This window comes from Leptospira kobayashii (assembly GCF_003114835.2).
Classification (GTDB): domain Bacteria; phylum Spirochaetota; class Leptospiria; order Leptospirales; family Leptospiraceae; genus Leptospira_A; species Leptospira_A kobayashii.
This window is the reverse complement of the sequence record NZ_AP025028.1, coordinates 2,942,474-2,965,847: the sequence shown is the minus strand read 5'-3', so window position 1 is coordinate 2,965,847 and position 23,374 is coordinate 2,942,474. Positions and strand designations below refer to the sequence as shown.

Sequence of the window (23,374 nt, the reverse complement as noted above, 5' to 3'; positions counted from 1 at the left end):
GATCCATTTTGCCTTTTTTAGAAATACAAAAAAAAACCAATTACGCTTTGGTAACGATCAAAAGACCCGAAGCATTGAACGCATTGAATGCGGAACTCATTACCGAGATAGGGGAAGCTGTAAAAACGCTTGAATCCGATCCTTCCATTCGCGCTTTTATTCTGACCGGTGAAGGAAAAGCCTTCGTCGCGGGTGCCGATATTGCCAAGATGAAAGAATACGGAGAAAAAGAAGGAAATCAATTTTCCGACTTAGGCCAATCCGTGTTTAGAAAATTGGAATTATCTCCTCTCGTATCCGTCGCAGCGATCAACGGATTTTCTTTGGGAGGCGGACTCGAACTTGCTCTCGCATGTGATATTCGTTATGCGGTTCCGGGTGCAAAGCTAGGACTGCCCGAAGTATCTCTCGGACTCATTCCGGGATTCGGAGGATCGCAAAGATTACCGAGACTCATCGGAGTGGGACGCGCAAGCGAACTTATTTTCAGTGGAGATATGATTACCGCGGATGAAGGATATCGTTTGGGAATTATCAATAAAATCATAGCTCCCGAGGAATTGATTGCAGAATCGGAGAAATTGATTTCTACTATTCTTACCAGGGGGCCTCTCGCCATTAAGGCTGCAAAGTCCGCAATCCGTCAGGGATTGGAAGCAACGCTTGACAAGGGAATGGACTGGGAAAAACAATTGTTCGGCGGCCTTTTTGCGAATACGGAATCCAAAGAAGGACTCGGGGCATTTCTCGAAAAAAGAAAGCCGAATTTCGGAGGTTAGGTCATGAAAGCTCGGATAACATTGATTTTCATTCTATGGTTTGTGGTGAATTGCGGTCGGACGGAATCCGCCCCGGTTCAGACGGATGTTATCTTTGCCTCGATCGGAAACCGCTCTCTGAAATTGGAAGTGGCAAACAATCCTAGTTCCAGGGCAGTGGGGCTTATGCACCGAAAGGAAATGGGGGAAGATGAAGGGATGTTATTCGTTTTTCCCAAAGCGGAATACCTTTCCTTTTGGATGAAAAACACGTTAATTCCTCTGACAGTCGGCTATTTCGGAGAAGATTTGAGGCTTTTGGAAACCCACGATATGAAACCCAACCAAACCACAGAGGTCTACAATTCTTTGAATCCGGCCAAATATGCCTTGGAAGTGAACCAAGGTTGGTTTGCCAAAAACAAAATCGGAAAAGACGCCATTCTGATTTTGGAAAAGAAAATTTCCGCAAGGGATTAATCCCTCTCTTTTTACTTGAAAGCGGTCAGGGAGGGGTTAGACTTCTCCTCCATGATCGTAGAAAATAATCGCCTCATCACATTACTTTCCGAAGAACAGAAAGCAGACTTAGTTTCCTTAGAAAAACAATTTGCCCACCACCTGGAATATACGATCGGCAAAAACAAATACACACTCGGAAATGCCGACATCTACAAAGCATTGGGTCATACGGTCAGGGATTTTTTAATCGACCGTTTGAATGTAACTAACGAACGTTACAGGAAAGAAGACCCCAAAAAAATATATTATTTCTCCCTCGAATTTCTTATGGGTCGCACTTTGATGAACGCACTTATCAATTTGGGGCTTTACGATATCATCAAACAGATGATAGGCAGTTTCGGATTCGATTTGGAATCCATTTTGGAATTCGAAATGGACGCAGGACTTGGAAACGGGGGTCTGGGAAGACTTGCCGCTTGTTTTTTGGATTCGATGGCGACTTTGAATATCCCCGGTTTCGGATACGGAATCAGATACGATTACGGAATTTTCAACCAAATCATTGCTAACGGATCTCAGTTGGAAATGCCTGACCATTGGGATGCGGACGGAGTTCCTTACGAAGTGATTCGCCCGGATATCACTTTTTCGGTAGGTTTTTACGGTCACACGGAAACTCATATCACCGGCAAAGGAAAATTACAATACCAATGGATTCCCGGAGAAACCGTTCTCGCAAGCGCACACGATTGCCCCGTGCCTGGATTTAACACGAGTACGGTGAATTATCTCCGCCTTTGGACTGCCAAATCTTCCGAAGAGTTCAATTTGGATTATTTCAACCACGGCGATTATATGAAAGCGGTTCAGGACAAATCCATTTCCGAAAATATTTCCAAAGTTCTCTATCCGAACGATACGACGGAACAAGGTAAAATGCTTAGGCTTAAACAACAGTATTTTATGGTTTGTGCTTCCCTTCAGGACATCATCTCGCAGCACAAACAAGCAAATGTTAGTTTGGAACATCTGTCCGACAAAATTGCAATCCAATTGAATGATACCCATCCCAGTATCGGGATTTCGGAACTCATGCGGATTTTATTGGATGTCGAAGATTGGGACTGGGACAGGGCTTGGGATCTGACCACCAGGATATTTTCTTATACCAATCATACCGTTTTACCGGAAGCTTTGGAAACCTGGAAGGTGAGTCTGATCGAAACCCTTCTGCCCCGACATATGCAGATCATTTACGAGATCAATCATAGATTTCTGGAAGAGGTTCGAAAATCGGGGAAACTGAACGAAACGGAAATCGAAGAAGTAAGTATCATCCAGGAAGGAAATGAGAAACGGATTCGGATGGCGAATCTGGCAGTGGTAGGTGCGAACAAAGTGAACGGTGTTGCCGCATTACATTCCGACCTCATCACCAAAACGATTTTTAAATCTTTCTATAAGATTTTCCCTGACAAATTCAATAACAAAACAAATGGTATCACACCCAGACGATGGCTAATTCAGTCTAACCCCAATTTGACGTCTTTGATTGCGAAAAAAATCGGGCCTTCCTTTGCTACCGATCTTGAAAAATTAAGAGATTTGGAAAATCACGTTGGAGATGTTGAGTTTCAAAACGACTGGGCAAAAGTGAAACAAGTCAACAAACAGAATCTCGCCAAACTCATCAAAGGCGATACAGGGATCGTAATCGATCCGGACTCCATGATTGACGTGCAGGTAAAACGGTTTCACGAATACAAAAGACAACTTTTGAATATTTTGCGGGTCATCGCTCTTTACAGACGGATCAAAGAAAATCCGAATATCACGATCACTCCACGCACTGTGATTTTCGGAGGAAAAGCGGCCCCCGGATATTATATGGCGAAACTCATCATCAAGCTGATCAATAATGTTGCCTCCATTGTAAATCATGACAAAGACGTGGCGGGTCGCCTAAAGGTTGTTTTTTTGCCGAATTACCGGGTATCCTTGGCGGAAAAAATCATTCCCGGAACTAATCTTTCGGAACAGATTTCAACTGCGGGAACGGAAGCATCCGGCACGAGCAATATGAAATTCATGTTAAACGGTGCCCTTACCATTGGAACTTTGGACGGTGCCAATGTGGAAATGTTGGAAGAAGTGGGAAAAGAGAATATCTATATCTTCGGATTGAAAACGGAAGAAGTTTTTGCCGCCAAACAATCCGGATACAATCCCCGGGATTGGATCGAAAAAAACGAGGATATGAGTCGTATTCTCAGAATGATTCGAGAAAATTTTTTCTCTCAGAACGAATTGGGCATTTTTATGCCGATTCATGATAGCTTGTTTTATACGGACACTTATCTTTTGATGGCTGATTTTAAAGCGTATGATGAGATGCAGAAAAAAGTAGCTCAGGATTTTCGAAACAGGGAAGAATGGACCAAAAAGGCGATTTTAAACGTAGCGCGGGCCGGCAAGTTTTCGTCGGATAGAACCATTCGGGAATACGCAAAAGATATTTGGAAGGTTCCTCTTTTGTCCACAGTTCCTCCGCAAACTAGCTATAAGTTGGATTAAAAAGAGGGTCGACATTTTATGAAACCGGTTCAATATCGCTTAGGGTTACCATAATGAGTAAAGGTTATATCATTTGTGTCGATGATGAAGTATCGGTATTAGAAACTTTGGCAGAACAACTTGCTTCTCGTTTTGGGCATTCCCATTCGATTGAAACGGCGAGTAGTGCGGAAGAGGCGCTCTCTTTGATTGATGAAATTCAATCGGGGAATGACATCGTGGAACTCATTGTTTCCGATCAGGTGATGCCAGGGATGAAAGGGGACAAGTTTTTGGAGCAGGTGCATCAAAAACTTCCTGATGCCATCAAGATTCTTCTTACCGGTCAAGCTGGTTTGGATTCTGCGATCTATGCCATCAATCACGGGGGACTCAGTAGGTATGTGGAAAAACCATGGAACATCGAGGAATTGTCCAGGGACATACAAGACCTTCTTGAAAAATTCAGACAAAATCTCGAAAACCAACATCTTATTCAAGCGCTCAATCGGCGCATTATGGAATTGGAAGGGACTAACAGCTAATCTAATTCTACTTCTTTTGGTATCCGTTTCTTTTTCCTGGCTTTCTGCAAAACCTAGCAAGAAAAAGTCGGTAAAAAAAGAATCCGGAAAAGAAGTTCAATCAACTAACAAAACTACTTCGAATCAGACCGTTTCGGAACCGATTGTTCCGAAACAAACTTCTAAAGAAGAGGCCGTTCCCAAAAAAGAAGAAATCGCTCCGGTAAAAACCGAAGTCAAAACTTCGACCACGGACACGAACGATTCGAAAAAATCTACCTCGGATATAAAACCTACCGCAACGGAAACACCTGCTACAACTGTGACGACTCCCGTTCAGGCAACCTCGACGGTGCCCGCAAAGAAGGAACTCACCAAAGAACAACTGGATAAAAAAAGGGATGTTCTTTCCAAGGTATTGAAATACGGAACTTCCCAGGAAAGAAAACAGGCGTTATTCGAACTTTTGAAATTTTCCAAGGAACATTCCAAAGAATTGCACATTCAATTGGCGGAGATGTTGAAAGTGGAAAAGGATTTGGGTATGAAGGTGGTAATGCTTCGTACTGTCTCCGAGCTAGGTCTTTCGGAAAACAAAGCCACAATCATTTCTCTGTTTGAAGATCCGAATGAAGACGTTTCCAAACAGGCTGTTTCCACTGCCAAAAAACTGAAGTTAACCGAGGCAGTTTCTCCGTTGATTGAAAAGTTGAAAAAAGAAGATTTTGCCAAAAATTCGAATGCAACCACTCTTTATATCAATGCTCTTTCAGACCTTCCCGGTGGAAAGGATGCGTCCGGATTTTTGGAAACCAAATTCAAGGAAAAATTCAATCATCCTGATATGAGGGCGCAAATAGCACTCTATTTCGGTGCCGTTGGAAATACGAATGCCGATTCCATGCTGCAGGAAGCCGCATTTGACGAATCCCAACCGATCACTCTCCGTTGTTATGCGATCAATTCACTCGGGAAATTGAAATCCGTATCAGCCAAACCAAAATTATTCGAATTATTGGACTCTCTTAAAAAAACGGCAGGAAAACTGGACGCCAAAAAGGCGCAGTCATTGAAAATTTATACGATCGGTGCATTGGTGGTAATGGGAGATAAGGAAATCTTCCAGGAATTGAACGAATTTGCCCGGGATGATGACGCAATGGTTCGCCTTCGTGCGATCGAACATATGGGTAATATGAAAGACCCTGCCGCTTTGGAATTATTGGAATACAAAAAAGATAGAGATCCGAGTCCGAAAGTGCAGAAGGCGGCAAAAAAAGCGATCGATCAAATCCAGGGAAAGGAAATCAAGGAAGAGTTGGAGCCTGATCCTAAAGAGACTCAGGAAAAAGATCCTTTGAATGAGAAATAGATGAACCGGGTTTTCGGATTTTTATTTTTAGTCTTATATGTTTTGCCTCTTTCTACGGAAGAAGGAAAATATTCCGGTTCTATTTCTCTTTCCGAAAAAAGAATCCTTCAGGGAAAAGAAGAGTGGGCAAAGACGAATCAGTTCCCCGTAGAATGGAAGTTATATTATAAAGGAAAGGAAGGGGATTTTGTAGTCTTTTACGATTGGAACGGGCATGAAATTCATTACCAATACAGAAGGAACAAATTCGATTTGGACGGTGAAGAATTCGTAAAAGATCTTTTTCCGGGAAATCCTTACCGTGTGACAGGCGTTTGGATGGGTTATTATTATTTCGGATTTGACGCGCGGGGGAAAAGGAAAGCATTTCATGAAAAGAAAGTTCTTCCCGCAAACAAAGAGGAATTTACCGACATTCATACGATTCCCATTTTTAAACTTACAAAGTACGAAGAAATTTTTTCCGATGAACTGTTGTATTGATCCGGTAAGATATAAACATGTTTAGAAAAAGTTTGATTCTATCGTTTTCTTTTTTTCTGTTTCTTGAATGTTCCGCAGGCAAGCCAAAGACCCGGATAGACAAACCCAAATCGAATATTGCTCCCAGTTATTTTGTTCTCCACGGTTTTAAGATAGGTCAGAATATTAAAAACATTAAAAGCGAACTGGGAGAACCTACCAAGGTTCATAAATTTCCGGACGGCTACATTGCTTATATCTATCAGATGAATCAATACAATCTTGTATTCGAAGCAAACCATATTCGCCAGGATATCGTTTGGGCGATTCAAATTTCCGGTTCCGGTGTTCCTGTTGAACATAACTTGAATGGAATCGGTTTGGGACAGGATATAACCGAGTGTATGCGGGTATTCGGTGCACCGGATATAAGACGAAATGCAGTTGATGAAATTACCAAAGCGGAAGTTCCCGATACATTGTATCTGTCTTATCATCAAAAATCAAATTTCAGTTTGGAGTTTGTGAAACACAAATTATCCAGTATCAAAATAGAATACAAACAATCGGATTCTGAAACTTTGGAAGACTATCCGGATTACAACCTGTTCCTAGATTCCGCACGTAAGAAGGATTATTTTTCCCTAACGAATCTGACTTTTTACGATCCTTTGTTTGTTCTTTTCAAAAAAGAATACCAGGTCGAAAAATCATTTTACAGTTTTTATAAACAAACGGAAATCAATTCTTTGTTGGATGAAGTCGCAACTTTAAATGACTCTTATTTACTGGGTTCCCAATTGAGGATTCAGGGAAGCGTTTCCGGTTATGTTTATAAATTTAAAAAAGACAATAAAAACTACGAACTTTTTTATGTGAGATCTTTCGAGGGTTGGGTCGTTTACGAATTGATCGTTGATTAAAACCTTAGTAAAAATTGCAGGTTTGCATAATAAATATAAGTCACGGTTTCCGTCTTTTGCGATAAGCTAAGATTTAATGAAAACTCCGGACCTACCAGTTTCAATTTCCAGAGTTCGTTTCTTTCCATAAGATTTACATTATAGTCCGCTGCATAACTCCAGTTTTCAAACCAGGAACGCATTTCCATTTTTTTGTCTCTGTAGATTCCGCTGATTTCCAATAGATATCCGTATTGCAGAGGAAAAGAAAGTTTGGTCTCAAATTGCTGTTTTCCCGTTCTCACTTCCCCTCCGATACTGATCGTATTTTTATCTTTTCTGAATTCATAAAATAGCCCTCTTCCGACTGCGTGGAATCGGTTGAATCCTTCTTCCGTATAATCCCTATAACGAAATACAACGGCTCCCCAGTCTCCGAATAGAATCGGAAAATGTCCGCCTATACCTGATTCATAACGAAGCCCTTCTTTGGACTGCAATCCCTCCAATACAAAATATTTTTTCCATCGAAGCCGTCCGAATTGCAGATCTTGTCTAACTCCTGTTTGGTCAACCATATTCTGCATCGGAAGGGAAAGAACTCCGTTGAAATCCCGGTAAAGAGTTCCATCCGCACTCAATTCCCAGGATTTTTTTTCGGAACGTGCGTATAAAAATCCGTAGAACTGATCCGTTCTACCCATGGCTTCTCCTTGCAGATTGCTGTCCCAACCCAGTAGATTTTTATAGGAATCATTGATATAGATGCTTCCTATTCGGGAATACGGTGCCCAGGTAAACGAATAAGATTGATTAGGTGAAGTATAATAGATCCCCGGCTCGGGGGAAACCGCTTGAGAATGGTAAATTCCGAATTTATGGCCTGCTTCCTTTTTCTTGGAATTGATTCCCAAAAAATAGGAATTGAGTATGGGTTGGGTGAGAGGGGAATCGGTTCTGTCAAACGCGGAATAAAAATCAGGATCTTTTGCAAAATAAAAATGAGGAATGGGTTTGTATCTGTTTCCCAAATTCATTTGAAAATAGGAAAAAAAATAACTAAGACTTCCTGAAAACCGTTCATCTCTTTTTTCCAGAATGATTTTATGATCTTCTCCTTTTCTACCCACATAAAATCCAGAATGATTCTTTTCCGATTTGGGTAGATAACGAGTGTCCAAATTTTGATAACTCCCTCCGATGAAAAAATAATCTTTCTCCAGCTGAGTAGGTCCGGAGGTTTCCTGCAATTTCGGATGATCCGAATTTTCTTTCAACTGTTTATTGTTATGTGTTTTTTCCCGGGCAACATTCGAATACAATGAAATATTATGTTTTTTTAATATGATATGTATTCGACTTTGCTCTTTCTTTTGCTTTGTTTGAATCCATTTTCGGAACTCTTCTTTTCCTTTTTGGAACTCGGAAGCCAATTGCATGGATTCCCTCAAGGAGAATCCTTCTTTCATCCAGGTTTGGGTGGTCAAAACGGGTTCTTTTGTTTCAGGAAATAAATTTTTTCCAAAAAAATACAGATAAAAGAATGCTAAAATACAAATAGTTATCCTTAATTTTTCCCGTTTCACAAAGAAGAAGGAGAAATAAATTGATAAATGGCGCTAAAAAGTCTTGATTTGTAGATAAAAAGGTGACAAAATCTATTTTTTTTTAAGAAAAAGAATCACTCGAAGGTATTTTGTCCCAGGTATTTGGTAAATTAGATGCAGAAACCGATAAAAAATGCGAAAAAACATTGACTTAGCTTCTCATCTGTTAAGTAGTGTAAACAAGCGTATAGTATATTATTGGTAATCTTTTTAAGTTTTATGTCGTCTAAGATACAGACGCGGAGGAAAACAATATGATCGTTAGATCCATTCATCAACCCGCTTATAACCGCAAAGAAGGTGGACTTCCGGGAAAAGGCCCTAAAAAAGGGTTCGCAAACAATTCCGGTGGAAAATCTTTCGAAGAATATCTTTTGGAAGCTTTCCAAGGGGAAGTGGTTCAGAAAGGAGAGTGGGTGTCCCCTAAACTCTCTGATCTAGGCCAAAAGAACCTTCGCAGGCTTTGATTTGACCTTGGTCTTATGACCGGGGTTTCTATTCCTTCCTTGGCTCTTTAAGAGCCTAGGAGGCAGTTTCTTTTATCCTTACTCTTCCATATCCCGGCGGGTTTCGGCCTGTGGGTGCAAAAGCGCGGAAAAAGACCTTCTACTCAAGAATCCTTCCTCTTTTCTGGCTCCTACTATTTAAAAACCTTACTTACCAGGATTAGTTTCCTTTCCCATTCCAGAACCGGGTCTCCGTTTTCCGAAAATAGTAGTATGGAGAAAATCTTTATCCTTTGGGCGTTGGTAAGACGGGACTATGCTTTGCAATATGCAGGTTCCTTTTTGGGGATTTCTTGGATGTTTCTCCAAAACTTGGTTTTAATTTCCATGTATTCCGTGGTATTTCTGGTTTTGAATTTGAAAACACCGAATACCCAGGACGATTTCACCGCTTACTTGCTGACAGGTCTTCTCTTTTGGATTCCTTTGCAGGAGTTTTTGGTTAGGGGCACGGGGATTCTTACGGACAATCGTTCCTTACTCAAAAGATCGTCTCTCGGAATAGATCTGTTTATTTGGATTCCCTTTGTTCAATATGTGATCCATCTTTCGGTAACATCCCTTCCTGTTTATATTTTATTATTCTATTATGGCAAGGTGACCGTCTTGGGAGCGTTTGGCGGTTGGGTTTGTCTGGTCTTTGTGGGATTTTATCTCTTGTTATTGCTTCATTATTTGTCCAGATTGAACGTGTTGTTGAAGGATATTTCACCTTTGATTCGTTTGGTGAGTCAGATTCTGTTCTGGGGAATTCCCGTCCTATATTATCCGAAAGGTTTTTTACATCATATCAACGCGCTCAATCCGCTTACCATTCCTTTGGATATATTCAGAACCGTTGTGCTAGTGGGATATTCTCCTCAGTTTGATTGGTTCGGTATTTTTCCTTTTATCTTTTCTTTTTTTCTTGTTTATCTTTTGGCAAAAAGAAAGTTTCACTCCATTGTTCTGGATCATCTTTAAAAATGGGTTTCATCCGGATCTCCGAACTTTCCAAGGAATATTTGGGTTTTTCTTCTCCGAAGAACCGAATTTTGGCCGGGCTTAGTTTCGGTTATCTGGGGATCGATACAAAGTTTCAGGCCTTAAAAGACATTCATTTATCCGCAAATCCGGGAGATGCGATCGGAATTATAGGAAGAAACGGAGCCGGAAAATCCACCTTATTAAAAATATTATCCGGTGTTATACGAGCGGAAAGCGGGCATATGGAAGTCAGCGGATCCATTCGGGCATTACTCGAACTCAGTGTAGGGTTTAATCCCGAACTTTCCGGAGAAGAAAACGTGTATTACAACGGTCTTGTTTGGGGGTATAAACCGAATGAGATCCAAGAGATTATGGATTCCGTTTTCGAATTTGCGGGCTTAAGTGAATTCAGAAAAGTTCCTTTGAAAAACTACAGTTCCGGAATGGGAATGCGGCTCGGGTTCAGTCTTGCGACTGCAAAACGCCCCGATATTCTGATTGTAGACGAAGCATTGGCGGTAGGAGATGCCAGTTTTCAACAAAAGTGTATTAGGCGGTTCAAGGATTTCCTAAGCAAGGGATCGATCGTGATTTTGGTAAGCCACGATTTGAGCTTGGTATCCCATTTTTGCAATCGGGTATTGCTTTTGGAAAGAGGCAAACTTTTGTTTGACGGAGAGCCGAAAAAAGCGGTCGAAAATTATATGTTGCTGCTTGCCGATCCCGAAAATCCCGATTTTTCAAAGACGGGTTCTCATTCGTTCGGGGATTATTTGGAGAACCTGGAAGTGTATTTTTCAAAAGACGACAACCGATCCCCTGATCTTTTGTTTGTGGGATCGGAAATTTCCCTGTGTATTGAATTTGTAACTAAACAAAAGTTAGATGATTTGACTGTCGGATTCCATATCGATGATGAAAAAGGAGTTCGCGTGTTCGGAACCAATACTTTTCATTTGGGTAAAAATCCGGGAAACATCGGTCAAGGTGCGAAAAAAAAGATCAGGTTCGGTTTTCCAGTAAATTTTGCGGAAGGCAAATATTCTCTGGGGGTTTCGCTCCACAGGGGAGAGAATCATATCGAAGGAAGTTATTTCTGGGGAGAATCCCTCCATGTATTCGAGGTGGAGCGGGTCGGTGTTCCCAAATCGGTGGGACTTGCGTATTTGCCGGTTCGAGTGAAATTCGACTAGGGGCTTTCCGTCCAATTCGGACAAATCTATTCCGAAAAACAGTTTCCTAACCCTCAGGTTTCAAAATTCTGGAGACAATATGAAAGTTTGTGTAGTTGGAACGGGCTATGTTGGCCTGGTTGCAGGAACCTGTTTTGCGGAATACGGAAATGATGTCATCTGTGTAGACAAAGATGAGAAAAAGATTAAAGACTTGGAAAAGGGAATCATTCCTATTTACGAACCTGGTCTTTCCGAACTTGTAGCAAGAAATTTTGCAGAAGGGAGATTGAAATTCACTACCTCTCTTAAAGACGGAGTACAAGCTTCCGAATTTGTTTTTATCGCAGTAGGAACTCCTACATCTGACAATGGTTCGGCGGATCTCCGCTTTGTGTTCGGAGTGGCGGAAGAAGTCGGCAAAGCGATGAACGGATATAAGATCATAGTGGATAAATCCACCGTTCCGGTGGGAACTGCCGATCAAGTAAGAACCATCGTCGCAAAAAATACAACACATCCATTCGATGTGGTTTCCAATCCTGAATTCTTAAAAGAAGGCGCAGCCATAGACGATTTTATGCGCCCGGAAAGAGTTGTGATCGGCGCCGATTCCGCCATCGCTTCCAAAAAAATGAGCGAACTCTATTCTCCGTTCGTATTGAACGGAAATCCGATTTTGGTGATGGGAGTTCGTTCCGCAGAACTTACTAAATACGCGTGCAATGCGTTCCTTGCTACGAAGATTTCCTTTGTGAATGAAATTGCTAACCTTTGTGATGCGGCTGGTGCCAATTTCGAAGATGTAAGAAAAGGAATGGGAACAGACTCCCGTATCGGAAGACAATTCCTGTATGCGGGGATAGGTTACGGCGGATCTTGTTTTCCAAAAGATGTAAGGGCGCTTCTTCGCACTGCGGAAGAATACAAATCTTCCATGCACATCATCCAATCAGTGGAAGATGTGAATGAAAAACAAAAAACACGTCTTACCGATAAGATTTTCGAACATTTTAAAACAACCGATATGAAAGGTAAAACTTTCGGAATCTGGGGACTTTCTTTCAAGCCCGGAACAGATGATATGAGGGAAGCACCTTCCATCCCTTTGATTTTCGAGCTGCACAAAAACGGGGCGAAGATTCAGGTATTCGACCCTGCTGCAAAAGAAACATCCAAATATTATTTTGACGGCAAAGTCGAATATAAAAACGATCCTTACTCCACATTACAAGGTGCAGACGCTATGTTGCTTTTGACGGAGTGGAGGGAGTTTAGAGAGCCGGATTTCGGTAAAATCAAATCCCTTCTTTCTTCTCCTTTGGTTTTTGACGGTAGAAACCAATACAAACCTAGCCAAATGAAGGAACTTGGATTTACCTATTATTCCATAGGAAATCGTTAGAACCCTTTTCTGATCGACTCCAAAGTTTCGTCTACGGTTTCTATGTCTTTAGGATCTGTTAGGCGAGGCTTTAGTTCGGTAAGTATTTTTTTCGCAAGTTTTCTTTCCCCTGCTTCTTTCAAAGACAAGCCGTAATACAATTCCGAATCCAGAGTATGATTTGATTTTGGAAATTCTTTCAAAAAAGATTTCCAGGATTTTACTGCTTCATCCCAGTTTTTTTCCCGTGTGAGGATCAAACTTAAATTGAAGTGGGAATCTTCCCGTAACTTTTTATTGTTTTCCGATTTTGAATTCAAAATGTTTTCAAAATGGATTTTTGCCAGTTCCGGTTTTCCCGTTTGGTAATAAAAACTTCCTAAACGGAAATGCAGATCCTGATCCTCGGGATTTTTTTTTAATTCATTTTTAAGATTGGTTTCGATATCCGGATTTGCTAAGACTTTTTTGGAAACATGCAACACCGTTTCTTTTGAAGAAAGCCCTGTCAGTTTTGTATGAAAATTGGCATATTTGTCTATATATAAAATCGTAGGATAACCTTCGATTCCGTATTTCTGCATAAGATTCGGAAATTCTTCTCCGTTTAACCGAACCGTAACGAAACCTTCCAAGACTTTGGAAACTTGTTTGTCCGGAAAAATTTCCTTTTCCAAAACCTTACAATACGCACACCAATCCGCATATAAATCAATGAGTATTGGCTTATTTTCCGATTTTGCTTTGGAAAGTCCTTTTCCTATGGACGTCTCCCAGATCGTTTCCGAATGGAGAGGCAAAACAAATAGAAATAATAAAATAGCCGCTTTGCGAAAATGGGCAAACATTGTTTTTTTAGTTTAGACAAGCCGCGAATTCTTCTCAATCGGTAATTTTCGCTTTTTCGAAATTTGGAGTAAAGATTCCCTGGTAGGAAAGACAACCATTATGGAATTTTTAAGAAAACTAGAAGAAGTATTACAAAAACGCAAAAACGACCTCCCTGAAAAATCTTATACCGCGGAATTGTTTCGGGACGGAATCGATCGCATCTTAAAAAAAATCGGGGAAGAAGCGGGTGAAGTGATCATAGCTGCAAAAAATACGAATGAAAAAGAACTGATCCACGAAGTGGCGGATTTGATTTTTCATATTGAAGTGCTTCTCGTAGAAAAAGGACTCAGCCTCGACGTTATCGCTAAAGAATTAGAGAAACGACATAGCTGATAGCAGACTTCGTTGGGAACTTTTTTTTCCAGTCTACTTCGAAGTCTATTATGGATACTTAGCCCTCTTTCCTTCTTATACCAAATTTTATTTTATCTCGATCGTAGCAGAACCCAATCCTTAAAACTAGGCGAAGTCCTGGTGATCAGTGTAGGCAATCTCACAGTCGGAGGAACAGGTAAAACTCCTTTCGTTCAGTATTTAGTCAGATACATTGAACAACATCACAAAGATTATGCGATCACCATTCTTTCCCGTGGTTACGGTGCTAGCCGGAGCGGGGAAGGAGCTAAAGTGGAACTAAATTCTCTTCCCGAAGAAGTAGGCGATGAACCCAAACTGCATAAAGAAAGTTTTCCCGATGTGCAGGTCATTATAGGTAGAGATAGATTCGGTAGTTTTCAAAAATACAATTCGGTCCCAGGAAAAAAACATGTAGTCATTTTGGATGATGGGTTTCAGCATCATAAGATCCAAAGGGACTTGGACATTGTACTTATGGATGCGAACCGCCCTTTGGGAAACGGATGGACGATTCCTTTGGGGATTTTGCGGGAAAGAGATTCTTCCTTGAAACGTGCGGATCTGCTAGTGTTTACAAAGATTACCGATGAGACAATAAAGTTAGTACGAAAGTTAGGCGATAGTTATTCAGGAAAATTTCCCAACCTTTCCGTATTTTATTCCAGGTTTCTGGGAAGTTTGATTTTCGGTTCTAATTTCAAAAAGAAATACAAATTGGTGACCGGCGTGGGGAATCCGAAATTTGTTTTGAAAACCGCGGAAGAATGTTTGAAGACAAAAGACATTGAACTTCACGTTTTCCCTGACCATCATCGTTATGAAGAAGAAGAGTTGCTTTCTATTTTGTCCGAACTTCCGAAAAACACAGGTTTGGTGACTACGGAAAAAGACTGGGTGAAATGGAAAGAGTTTCCACAGTTCTTATCCGAATTGGAAAAGTCGGAGATGGGTCCGGTTTTGATCGGCTTGGAGATAAAAATAGAAGGAACGGAAACCTTCAATCTTCGATTGGAGTCCCTCTTTTCCAATTACGAATCAAAAATCTCTCCGGTTTAAAATCTTCAAATAGATCCGATTCGATGGGAAGATTTTCTCCCAATGACTCTCTGACGACGATTTCCGCACCGAACAAAGAATGATTGAGTCCTCTGGAACCGAGTCCTCCTAAAATAGAAACATCTTTGTAGTAACTGATGATCGGAGGTTTACGGATATGAGACTCTCCTTTTTTATAAGGGTTGTCTCTTTTGAATTGTTCCGCGTTCGGAAGTTTTCCGAGAATAGGTCTTCTGTCTTGGGTTTGGGATCTGTAACTCACTCTTGTTCCTAGGGTCTCCGGTGATTTTTCCAAATCTTCCCAGTATGTTTTTAAGATCGGTAGTTGTCTTTTGGCGGATTCCAGAAGTTCCACCGTTTCATGAACTCGGGAAGTTTCTTCATATTTAAACTCATCGAAACTGGCTCCGAGAACAGAGCCTGATCCCATATCTTCCGTTAAATAATGTCCGAAGAGAACGGAGCTCGTGATTTGAGAAAGTAGTTTCGATTCGGGCAAGAGTACAATTTGTCCCCGTACCTTTTTGATCGGAAGCCATTTTGTTCTCTGCATTTCCAAAACTTCGTTCGCCAAACATAAAAAGAATTTATCTGTTTGGTAAATTCTTTTGTCAGTGTTGATTTGTATGGGAGAATTGTCTTCCCATTCTAAAAAGTTTTCGTATGTATGAATTGTTAGGTGAGGAGAGGATAATTTACAAAGCAAAGAAACATAAATAGGAGGGGAGATTGTTTTTCCTTTTGGAAAATAGAGTGCTTCCTTTCCAGGTAAAAAGGAGATATCGTTTTTGATAAAAGTTTCTTCTTTTGCAAGTCCATGAGATTCAATCGAGTGAAAGTATCTGTCTTTGTCCGACTCCGAATCCGTTAAAAAACAAATTCCGTTTTTGTAGAAGCTGAATTTTTCCGAGGCGGCAAAATTTTCGATTTTTTCCCACTCCTCATTTAAAAAACGGAATGCGGATAAGGAAAATATACTCTCGGATGTTTTGTGTTTGGTGAGAAAAGGGTAAATCAAGCCGCTAGGATTTCCGCTGGCTCCTTCGGAAAGATTCCCTTTTTTTTCCAGTAGGAGGGTTTTGATTTTTCTTTTGGAAAGTGCATAAGCTACGGAAGCACCTGCGACGCCTCCTCCGATGATCACCGCTTCGTAGACTTGAGGTTTGTCAGATTCCGCCAACTAACATTTCCCGTTTGCGACCGAAGCCTGCTTGTTTTTCCACTCGGAATCCGACTGATTCCAAATTACGTCTGACAAAACCTGCTGCGGTAAATGTCGCGAAGCTCGTTCCTTCTTTGGACAGACTTTTTATTTTTTGGAATACTTCTGCCGTCCACATTTCCGGATTTTTTGCGGGAGAAAACCCGTCCAAATACCAGGCATCGATTTTTTCTTTCCAGTCACCTAATGTAGTAATTACGTCGGAAAAATATACGTGCAGATGGAATTGTGTTCTATGGGAAGGGTGGGGTGTGGTCCAGGTCCAAATCCGGGACCTGAGATTTTGCCCGCCATCTTTCAAAGCTTTTTCATAACTATCGAGTAAGCCTTTTTCCCAGGTAGAAATTTCCGGAAAATGATTTTTCATAATCTTTAAAGTGGAAGATTCGAGCGGAAATTTTTCCAAACTGAAAAAAGATACGGTCGGAGGAGATATTTCCTTTTTCCATTTTTCCAATGTAATGAAGTAATTGAGCCCTGTTCCGAATCCCAATTCTCCAATCGTAAAACCAGAGTTATTTGTCGTGTTAGTCTCTTTCCATTTCTCCGCGATCCGATTTCCTTCAAAAAAGACGTAGGCGGACTCTTCCGTGCCACCTTCTTTGGAAAAATATACATCTCCGAATCGTTCGGAGATGGGAACTTCGTTTTCGAAAAATACTTCTGTCAATGACCGAAATTTCCCGATTGGAAATCCGTAAATGCCTGCATGATTTCTTCTTTGGTGTTCATCACAAAAGGCCCGTATTGTGCAATCGGTTCTCCGATCGGTTGCCCGATCACTAAAATTCCATCGGCGGTTTGTTTGCCCGAATTTTTAATGAGAATTTCTTCTCCATTGCTGAAGATCCCCAAATAACCGTTCGGAAGTTTTGTATCCCCGATTTCGACATCGCCTTCCGATACATGGACGAAACCGTTCCAATCGGCTGCAACCGGAATCTGCAAACTACTATTAGGTTTTATAAACCAGTGTGCATAAAGAATCGGTGTTTTCGACTGAGCTGGACCTTTGACTCCTGAGATTTCTCCGGACAAAATGTCCACAAATCCACCTTCCTGTTCCAACTTGGCCCAGTCCTTTCTGGAAACGTCAAAGTAACCCGGCTCAATCATTTTCAATTGGGATGGCAAGTTTACCCAAAGTTGATATCCGCGTAACATTCCATTTTCTTGTTTGGGCATTTCACTGTGAACGATCCCACGGCCCGCAGTCATCCATTGCACCCCGCCTTTTTCCAGAACCCCTTTGTTACCTTTGGAATCATTATGCTCCATCACCCCATCCAAAAGATAAGTGACTGTTTCAAATCCCCTGTGCGGATGGTTTGGAAATCCTGCCAGATAATCGTCAGGGCTATCGCTTTTGAATGTATCTAACATAAGAAAGGGGTCAAGATTAGGAAGTTCTTCCGTCCCAAGCATCCTGCGTAATTTGACTCCCGCTCCATCGGTTGCTTCAATACCACTTGTTTTGTATAAAATTTTTCTTTGACCCATAGTATGGATTAGACGAACAAAGTATCGGTTATGGCTAGCCTTAAATTGGGGATCCGATACCGGAAAAACCGGGAACAATTCATTTTTTACGAACGAAATGTATCTCTGTTTTCGGAGGGTTTTGATTGACTCCGACTTAGGTGTGAACTAGATTTTGGCTTAAGGGCAATTCTTCTCCGAAGTCGGGGAAATTCGGGAATTGATAAATTTATGATTTATAATATTTTAATATACGTATTCGTTTTTTTGTTTGCGCTTGTCTTTGTTATTTATCTGGTCGGGAGATCTCTTCCTGCGGATCATACAGTGAGTCTCTCCCGGGTGTTTTCTTCTTCTTCGGAAATCATTTATGAAAAGATCAAAAATTTCAAAGACTATCCCTTGTGGAGGCCGAACCTAAAGCTCATTCAACCGGTCAGCGCTACTTCCTGGAAGGAAACTGATTCTCATAAAAATATTATGACTTATTCTTTTATCCGCGACGAGAAGAACCGCCTCATTGAATCGAAAATCATGGATGAGGATAAACCTTTCGGTGGTTCCTGGACATTTGAACTGAAAACGGTTCCCGGAGGAACGGAGCTTACGATTACGGAAAACGGGAAAGTGTTCTCTCCTATATTCCGTTTCGTTTCCAAATACATTTTTGGGCATACTTCCACAATCGAAGCTTACTTCGGTTATATGGAAAAAGAATTGGAAAACTTGGGTAAGAAAAAATGAGCGTTGGTTATTCGGGAAAGGCTTTGGGGGACAAGTTGGGAATCAAGGAAGGTATGAATGTTTTTTTTCATTCTCTTCCGAGTGATGTGGAATCCGAACTTTCCTCTTATCTGTCGGAAACGAAGATTTCCAAAACATTAAAAGGATCTCTTGATTATTTGCATGTCTTTACCAAAGAAAAAAAAGAGTTGGAGAAAAAATTTCCCGAACTGGTTTCCCATTTGGCTGAGAAAGGAATGATCTGGATTTCCTGGCCCAAAGGTTCTTCGAAAGTTCCTACGGATATCAATGAAAATACAGTCAGAGAGATCGGTTTGCCTTTGGGAGTAGTTGATGTCAAGGTATGCGCCGTATCCGAAGTGTGGTCGGGTTTGAAATTTTTAAGAAGAAAAAAATAAACATTGTAAAATGATTGAATTGGAAACGGATCTGTGTAGTCTCCTTTCGAATGAATTGACCTAGAAGGCAGGTTTCCCATGTTTCTTTTTCCGACTCCTCCACCTTACGATGCCTTGGAATGGGCTAAAAAATCCTTCAACCAAAGAGCAAAGCTCGCCTGCCAGGCATGGGCTGTGCAAGGGTATGGCTCGCCTATAGGTGCGTACATTGTGTATGCATTGAAACTTGTTTTTTATATCTGGGCTTGGGGCTTTTTCTGTTCCTTCACCCCCGGTCTCGGGGCTTGGGATTCGATTTCCTGGTGGTGGAATCCCGTTGCTTTTCAAAAAGCGATCGTATGGAGTTTGCTTTTCGAAGTATTGGGGTTAGGTTGCGGAAGCGGTCCTCTTACCGGAAGATACTTCCCTCCGATCGGAGGTTTTTTATACTTTCTTTACCCCGGAACCACCAAACTTCCTTTATTCGAAGGTGCTCCGATCATAGGTAAGAGAACACGGGGTATTTTGGAAGTGGGCCTGTATTTGGCTCTTCTCGTATTTTTGTATCTGGCTTTGGTCCATCCGAATCCGGGGTTGAATGAATATCTTCCGGTTATAATCATTTTACCAATATTAGGTGTTCTCGACAAGACGGTATTTCTCGCGGCACGTGCGGAACACTACTGGGTGACTGTAGTGGTATTTGCTTTTGCCGGAAATTGGATTGCCGGAGCAATGGCCGTGCAAATTGCACTTTGGTTTTTTGCAGGCTTTTCCAAACTCAACCATCATTTTCCTTATGTAGTGTGCGTAATGGCGAGCAATAGTCCGTTCACTCCTTTCGGATGGTATCGGAAAGCAATGTACCGAAACTATCCCGATGATTTGAATCCTTCCGGGATTGCCATCCTTAAGGCGAGAATGGGGATCGTTTTGGAGATGGGGACACCAATCGTATTGTTGTTAGGTTGTGTTCTCGGTTCATATGATGTGATCGTAATCGGTTTGGCATTGATGGTTTTACTTCATAGCTACATTACAAGCAATGTTCCAATGGGAGTTCCGATTGAGTGGAATTTTCTAGTTGTATATGCGGGTTTCTTTTTGTTCGGAATGAATTCCCATGTGATTCCTTTTGCGGTCGGTTCCTATCCTATTTTGGCATTTATCGTTTTGGTTAGTTTTATTCTTCCTCTTTTGGGAAACATCAAACCGGAATGGATATCGTTTTTGCTCGCTATGCGGTATTATGCGGGGAATTGGGCCTGCGGTGCCTGGCTCTTCAAAGGAGATAGTACCGGCAAATTAGACCAGTTGAAAAAAACATCCGCAGGCGTTTATAAACAACTTGATCGCTTTTATCCCAGGAATGCGTCTGTAGGGCTTTTGAGTAAAGTTATGGCGTTCCGATTGATGCATTTGCATGGAAGGGCATTTCAACAACTCGTTCCCAAGGCGGTGGACCGGTCCGAAGATTACGAATGGATGGAAGGTGAACTTATGGCAGGCCTTGTGCTCGGTTGGAATTTCGGAGAAGGTCATCTTCACAATGAACAGTTGTTACGTTCCGTGCAGGCGCAATGCCAGTTTGAAGAAGGGGAACTTCGATGTATTTTTTTGGAAGCGCAACCGATTGGAAAGTCCACGCAAGAATATCGGATCTTTGATGCTAAAAAAGGACTATTGTCTTCCGGAACTGTAGACGTTCGGGAACTAAGGAAACTGCAGGCTTGGCCGGCTCATTGAGATTGTTTTCGTTATGAGTTTTGCCAAAGATCGGTATGATGTTTGTATCATAGGTTCCGGTCCGAACGGTTTGGCTGCAGCTTCCGTTTTTGCCAATGCGGGCCATTCCGTTTTGGTTTTGGAAGTAAAAGATAGATTAGGCGGTGGAATGAGAACGGGAGAGTTGACGCTTCCCGGTTTTCGGCACGATATTTGTTCCGGAGCTCATCCCATGGGAATTCTATCCCCTTATTTGAAAACCCTTCCTTTGGAAAGACACGGCTTGGAGTGGATCGAGCCTGCTGCTTCCGTTGCACATCCGTTAGATGGTATGCCTGCCGTAATGCTTTATCCTTGCTTAAAAGACACTGCGGAAGGTTTGGGAAAGGATGAGGATTCGTATATAAAACTCATTCAACCGTTTTTAAAAAATCCTGAAGGTTTGCTTGCGGATGCTCTCGCTCCTTTAGGCATTCCCAAATATCCTTTGTCTTTCTTACGATTCGGACTTTTGGGAATACGCTCCGCTAAAGGACTTGCTATGAGTCGCTTCGAAGGGGAAAGGGCGAAAGCTTTGTTTGCAGGGCTTGCAGCTCATTCGATCCTTCCTTTGGAAAGTTGTCTTACTGCCGCCTTAGGTTTGTTATTTGCCATTACCGGGCATATGAAATCGTGGCCGGTCGTGAAAGGAGGCTCCGAAGGAATCGCCACATCGTTTGTGGCTTATTTGAAAACTTTGGGAGTGGAATTCAAAACTGATTTTTATATAGGCAGTTTGCGTCAATTGCCTAAGGCCAAAGTTATCATGTTTGATACGGATCCGACTCAATTGGCAAACATCGCGGGTTCGGTGTTGCCCGGCGGATATGTGAAACGATTGAAGTCTTATCGGTACGGACCTGGAGTATTCAAATTGGATTGGGCACTAGACGGTCCCATCCCCTGGAAAGATCCGAATTGTTTATTGGCATCAACAGTTCATTTAGGTGGAACTTTGGAAGAGATCGCTTTTGGAGAAGCATCTGTTTGGCGGGGAGTGCATCCTGAAAAACCGTATGTACTTCTTGTTCAGCAAAGTCAGTTTGATTCTACGCGCGCACCGAAAGGGAAACATACCGGTTATGCCTATTGCCATGTTCCCTTCGGTTCTACCCTCGACTTGACAAATACGATTGAAAATCAAGTGGAACGATTTGCGCCCGGATTTAAGGATCGAATTCTATCCCGCCACAAAATGAACACGAAAGATTTCGGAACGTATAATTATAATTATGTGGGGGGAGCGATTACCGGTGGAGTCGCCGATATCCCTCAGGCATTTCTTCGTCCGGTTGCCAGATGGAATCCTTACGGCACTCCGAACCCGCATATTTATATTTGTTCCGCATCTTCTCCTCCCGGCGGAGGAGTTCACGGTATGTGCGGTTATCATGCGGCAAATTCGGTTTTGAAAAAAATGGATCGGTTGAAAGATATGGATCAACTTTAGGTTCCGGGAATACGTCTTTGATGAAAGACAGAATTGATAAAACAAAATTCGAATTCAAATATTCACTCGGGCGAATTAACTTATATTTCCATGGATACCGTGAATCAAAAACTTAAATTTGTAATTTCACTTGTCACCAAGGGATTGGATGTTTCTCTGGCGGGGTCATGCAAAAAATAGGTACTCCATTTTCTCCCTCTTCTACAAAACTCGTTTTACTCGGCTCGGGGGAACTCGGCAAAGAAGTCGCTATTGAGGCACAAAGATTCGGAATTCATGTCATAGCGATTGATCGTTATCCGAATGCTCCTGCTATGCAGGTTGCGCATGAGTTCAGGGTCATCGATATGTTGGATCCTATCGTCTTGGAATCCACACTTCGTGAAATCAAACCGGATTTTATCGTGCCTGAAATAGAAGCCATTCATACTAAGACTTTGGAGAAATTGGAAGCAGACGGTTTTAAAATCGTTCCCAGTGCAAAGGCAGTGAACTTGACTATGAACCGGGAAGGGATTCGGAATTTTGCAAGTATTGAACTAGGATTAAAGACATCTAATTACCGTTTTGCGGATAATTTGACGGAGTTTCAAAACTGTATTAAAGAAATCGGCATGCCCTGTGTCGTGAAACCTATCATGAGTTCTTCCGGAAAAGGACAAAGTCTAATTAGGGAAGAGAAAGACATATTAGGTGCGTGGGAATACGGGCAAACCGGAGGAAGATCGGGAAAAGGTAGGATGATCATTGAAGAATTCGTTTCCTTCGATTTTGAAATCACTTTACTCACCATACGCCACATAGGCGGCACTTCCTTTCTGGAACCGATCGGGCACAAACAAGTGCATGGAGATTATGTAGAATCCTGGATGCCTCAGCCTATGTCGGATCTGGCATTAACATCCGCTAAACGAATTGCGAAAAAGGTGACAACCGGTTTGGGTGGATATGGGATTTTCGGAGTCGAATTATTTATCAAGGGTGATGAAGTTTATTTCAGTGAAGTTTCTCCTAGACCGCATGATACCGGGCTTGTGACTTTGATTAGTCAAAATTATTCGGAGTTCTCCCTTCATGTTCGGGCTTTACTCGGTTTACCCATTCCTGAATTGGAATATTATACTCCTGCGGCTTCTGCCGCCATTCTACTCGAAGGAAATATTTCTTCTCCTGGTTTTAAGGGAATGGAAAAAGCATTATCACTAAAAAATGCCGACCTTCGATTGTTTGGAAAACCGGAGATCCAAGGAAAACGTAGAATGGGTGTAGCACTTGCAAAAGCGAAAACAATGGAAGAGGCACGTGAGAAAGCGAGGCAAATTCGAGATCATATCCAACTGGATTTATGAAACATGAG

The 23,374-nt window shown here is 41.7% G+C and carries 23 protein-coding genes; 18 read left to right on the top strand and 5 right to left on the bottom strand.

What is annotated here, in order from left to right:
• Positions 1-8: 8 nt before the first annotated feature.
• The 7 genes from DI077_RS13275 to DI077_RS13245 are packed head-to-tail and all read left to right on the top strand — an operon-like array spanning position 9 to position 7,057.
• Positions 9-779, top strand: a complete 771-nt coding sequence (locus DI077_RS13275) for an enoyl-CoA hydratase/isomerase family protein (RefSeq protein ID WP_109020349.1) — start codon at positions 9-11, stop codon at positions 777-779.
• Positions 780-782: 3 nt separating this feature from the next.
• Positions 783-1,238, top strand: coding sequence for a DUF192 domain-containing protein (locus DI077_RS13270; RefSeq protein WP_109020348.1), 456 nt, complete (start codon positions 783-785; stop codon positions 1,236-1,238).
• 51 nt (positions 1,239-1,289) lie between these two features.
• A complete protein-coding gene (locus DI077_RS13265) occupies positions 1,290-3,797 on the top strand; it encodes a glycogen/starch/alpha-glucan phosphorylase (protein ID WP_109020347.1) in 2,508 nt (835 codons plus the stop codon).
• A 53-nt stretch (positions 3,798-3,850) separates the two neighbouring features.
• A complete protein-coding gene (locus DI077_RS13260; RefSeq protein WP_109020346.1) occupies positions 3,851-4,321 on the top strand; it encodes a response regulator in 471 nt (156 codons plus the stop codon).
• On the top strand, positions 4,233-5,672 hold the full coding sequence (locus DI077_RS13255) for a HEAT repeat domain-containing protein (protein ID WP_242935200.1): 1,440 nt from the start codon (positions 4,233-4,235) through the stop codon (positions 5,670-5,672). The genes DI077_RS13260 and DI077_RS13255 overlap by 89 nt, the downstream gene beginning before the upstream one ends.
• Complete coding sequence (locus tag DI077_RS13250) at positions 5,673-6,155, top strand: LIC_11959 family protein (protein ID WP_109020345.1); 483 nt, start codon at positions 5,673-5,675, stop codon at positions 6,153-6,155. It begins immediately after the preceding gene.
• Positions 6,156-6,172: 17 nt separating this feature from the next.
• Positions 6,173-7,057 carry a DUF4309 domain-containing protein gene (locus tag DI077_RS13245; protein ID WP_109020344.1) on the top strand — a complete coding sequence of 295 codons (885 nt, stop codon included), beginning with the start codon at positions 6,173-6,175 and terminating at the stop codon, positions 7,055-7,057.
• On the opposite strand, the gene DI077_RS13240 is transcribed toward DI077_RS13245, so the two are convergent.
• Positions 7,054-8,523, bottom strand: coding sequence for a hypothetical protein (locus DI077_RS13240; RefSeq protein ID WP_135354879.1), 1,470 nt, complete (start codon positions 8,521-8,523; stop codon positions 7,054-7,056). The genes DI077_RS13245 and DI077_RS13240 overlap by 4 nt on opposite strands.
• Positions 8,524-8,897: 374 nt before the next feature.
• Here DI077_RS13240 and DI077_RS13235 point away from each other — a divergent pair, with 374 nt between their 5' ends.
• The 4 genes from DI077_RS13235 to DI077_RS13220 all read left to right on the top strand — a co-directional run bounded on the left by DI077_RS13235 (position 8,898) and on the right by DI077_RS13220 (position 12,695).
• Entirely contained in the window at positions 8,898-9,110 is a 213-nt protein-coding gene (locus DI077_RS13235) for an LIC12298 family protein (protein ID WP_109020340.1), read from the top strand.
• Positions 9,111-9,362: 252 nt separating this feature from the next.
• Positions 9,363-10,112, top strand: a complete 750-nt coding sequence (locus DI077_RS13230) for an ABC transporter permease (protein WP_109020581.1) — start codon at positions 9,363-9,365, stop codon at positions 10,110-10,112.
• Positions 10,113-10,114: 2 nt separating this feature from the next.
• A complete protein-coding gene (locus DI077_RS13225; protein WP_109020337.1) occupies positions 10,115-11,311 on the top strand; it encodes an ABC transporter ATP-binding protein in 1,197 nt (398 codons plus the stop codon).
• 79 nt (positions 11,312-11,390) lie between these two features.
• Positions 11,391-12,695: a UDP-glucose dehydrogenase family protein gene (locus tag DI077_RS13220; protein WP_109020335.1), complete on the top strand. Its 1,305-nt coding sequence runs from the start codon at positions 11,391-11,393 to the stop codon at positions 12,693-12,695.
• Here the strand turns inward: DI077_RS13220 and DI077_RS13215 are convergent.
• Complete coding sequence (locus DI077_RS13215; RefSeq protein WP_109020333.1) at positions 12,692-13,522, bottom strand: thioredoxin family protein; 831 nt, start codon at positions 13,520-13,522, stop codon at positions 12,692-12,694. The two genes, DI077_RS13220 and DI077_RS13215, sit on opposite strands and share 4 nt — an antisense overlap.
• Positions 13,523-13,622: 100 nt before the next feature.
• On the opposite strand from DI077_RS13215, the gene hisE reads away from it, so the two are divergent.
• Positions 13,623-13,901 (top strand): phosphoribosyl-ATP diphosphatase, encoded by a 279-nt coding sequence (hisE, locus tag DI077_RS13210; protein ID WP_109020330.1) that lies wholly within the window; start codon positions 13,623-13,625, stop codon positions 13,899-13,901.
• A gap of 12 nt (positions 13,902-13,913) precedes the next feature.
• Complete coding sequence (lpxK, locus tag DI077_RS13205; protein ID WP_242935199.1) at positions 13,914-14,981, top strand: tetraacyldisaccharide 4'-kinase; 1,068 nt, start codon at positions 13,914-13,916, stop codon at positions 14,979-14,981.
• Here lpxK and mnmC1 read toward each other — a convergent pair.
• Genes mnmC1 through DI077_RS13190 form a run of 3 tightly spaced genes read right to left on the bottom strand, consistent with a single transcriptional unit; the run spans position 14,923 to position 17,703 of the window.
• Positions 14,923-16,161, bottom strand: coding sequence for an FAD-dependent 5-carboxymethylaminomethyl-2-thiouridine(34) oxidoreductase MnmC1 (gene mnmC1 / locus DI077_RS13200; RefSeq protein ID WP_109020327.1), 1,239 nt, complete (start codon positions 16,159-16,161; stop codon positions 14,923-14,925). The two genes, lpxK and mnmC1, sit on opposite strands and share 59 nt — an antisense overlap.
• On the bottom strand, positions 16,148-16,873 hold the full coding sequence (gene mnmC2 / locus DI077_RS13195) for a tRNA (5-methylaminomethyl-2-thiouridine)(34)-methyltransferase MnmC2 (RefSeq protein ID WP_242935198.1): 726 nt from the start codon (positions 16,871-16,873) through the stop codon (positions 16,148-16,150). Before mnmC2 ends, mnmC1 begins: the two co-directional genes overlap by 14 nt.
• Complete coding sequence (locus DI077_RS13190; protein ID WP_109020579.1) at positions 16,870-17,703, bottom strand: pirin family protein; 834 nt, start codon at positions 17,701-17,703, stop codon at positions 16,870-16,872. Before DI077_RS13190 ends, mnmC2 begins: the two co-directional genes overlap by 4 nt.
• Before the next feature lie 210 nt (positions 17,704-17,913).
• Between DI077_RS13190 and DI077_RS13185 the strand changes: the two genes are divergently transcribed.
• From DI077_RS13185 to purT, 5 genes are all read left to right on the top strand, one after another.
• Positions 17,914-18,426 (top strand): LIC10604 family protein, encoded by a 513-nt coding sequence (locus tag DI077_RS13185; RefSeq protein ID WP_109020322.1) that lies wholly within the window; start codon positions 17,914-17,916, stop codon positions 18,424-18,426.
• The gene (locus tag DI077_RS13180) at positions 18,423-18,824 is read left to right on the top strand and encodes a DUF3052 family protein (RefSeq protein ID WP_109020320.1); all 402 of its coding nucleotides are present in this window, start codon (positions 18,423-18,425) and stop codon (positions 18,822-18,824) included. Before DI077_RS13185 ends, DI077_RS13180 begins: the two co-directional genes overlap by 4 nt.
• A 78-nt stretch (positions 18,825-18,902) precedes the next feature.
• Positions 18,903-20,549 carry a DUF3556 domain-containing protein gene (locus tag DI077_RS13175; RefSeq protein ID WP_109020317.1) on the top strand — a complete coding sequence of 549 codons (1,647 nt, stop codon included), beginning with the start codon at positions 18,903-18,905 and terminating at the stop codon, positions 20,547-20,549.
• A gap of 13 nt (positions 20,550-20,562) precedes the next feature.
• A complete protein-coding gene (locus tag DI077_RS13170; RefSeq protein WP_109020314.1) occupies positions 20,563-22,017 on the top strand; it encodes a phytoene desaturase family protein in 1,455 nt (484 codons plus the stop codon).
• A gap of 167 nt (positions 22,018-22,184) precedes the next feature.
• Positions 22,185-23,366 carry a formate-dependent phosphoribosylglycinamide formyltransferase gene (gene purT, locus DI077_RS13165; RefSeq protein WP_109020311.1) on the top strand — a complete coding sequence of 394 codons (1,182 nt, stop codon included), beginning with the start codon at positions 22,185-22,187 and terminating at the stop codon, positions 23,364-23,366.
• Positions 23,367-23,374: the final 8 nt, after the last annotated feature.